The organism is Burkholderia lata, from assembly GCF_902499025.1.
GTDB lineage: Bacteria > Pseudomonadota > Gammaproteobacteria > Burkholderiales > Burkholderiaceae > Burkholderia > Burkholderia lata_C.
In genome coordinates this window covers 1-1,078 of sequence record NZ_CABVPW010000111.1, presented here as the reverse complement: position 1 = coordinate 1,078, position 1,078 = coordinate 1, and the positions used below count along the sequence as shown (strand labels likewise).

The 1,078-nt window shown below is 55.3% G+C and carries 1 protein-coding gene; it reads left to right on the top strand.

Annotated elements, in window-relative coordinates:
• Positions 1–585 precede the first annotated feature (585 nt).
• Positions 586–1,078 (top strand): hypothetical protein (locus BDI24065_RS41330; protein ID WP_254609969.1); only part of this gene is annotated, 493 nt, incomplete at its 3' end.

Below are 1,078 nucleotides of genomic sequence, written 5' to 3'. Positions count from 1 at the left end.
AGGGCATTCAATCACGTGGGTCAAAATTCGATGAAAATTTTCAGCTCTAGTGGGTCAGTTCTGTGCGGACATCAACACTGGTGCTCACCGACTACAACATTCACACTCGAGACCTTCTACGGCGCTCGGTACGATAACTGGATTCCGCAGGCTGCCCATCGGGTTCTTCGTTACTTCGCCCCGGGGCACGACCGGAATGTTCCCGCGACCGCATCGTTCTGTTTCAGAGAACGAACGGCGGTAGGCGTATCGCGGCTTCGATGCCACGCTGTCCGTCGGGTTCTTACCCTGCATCCCGTCCACTTTCGTCATTGAGCTGCGCGAATCATGTGTCTGCCAGTGTTCAACGTCTCCAGGCCTGATTGCTTCGCAGGTCTCGTCCTTCATCGATATCGAGACCTGTTCCGTGGCTTTTTTGCGGTGAAGCTCAAGAAGCTATGCCGTTTGGCCACTCCTCCGATTTTCCATATTTCGAGATACCCAGTTAGGTAGACTCAAACAGCATCACCACAAAAAGCGCGGGCCGCATGGGCTGCCACCCATACGACCCGCTGACCACAACCAACTCATACACGGAGTCGGAAGATGGCTAACGCCTATAGTAAGTCACGTCCCAAGAAGCTCAAACAGTATCCCGAGGTTGAGCTGACCCTCGGCAACAAGCCTGACCTTCCCCAGGATGGCCAACCGTACATGCCGTGGATGCGCGCCATCGACGCGCATTTCGAGATGTTCGGATTCAAGCCTGGTGATCGCGTCTATCTTCGGTTCAATTTTGATTCCCGAAGGGTCATCATCACGCCCGACTACAGCGCGCTGAACTGGCGAGAGCAGCCCTATGTGCAAATGGTTCGCGGCGGCGCTGCAAGTAACTTCAACAACCGTCACAACAGACGAAAAGTTGCGCTCCGCTCTCTCGGCATTCGACGGCATCGCAAGCATCAGCGCATGCAGCACGACAAGCATCCATGCCGAGTACTCCGCACGCATTTGCGTCGCGCAAATGCAAAAACCCCCGCCTTTCGGGCGGGGGTTCTTGGCTTAGGGAGCCTGACGATTACCTACTTTCACACGGGAA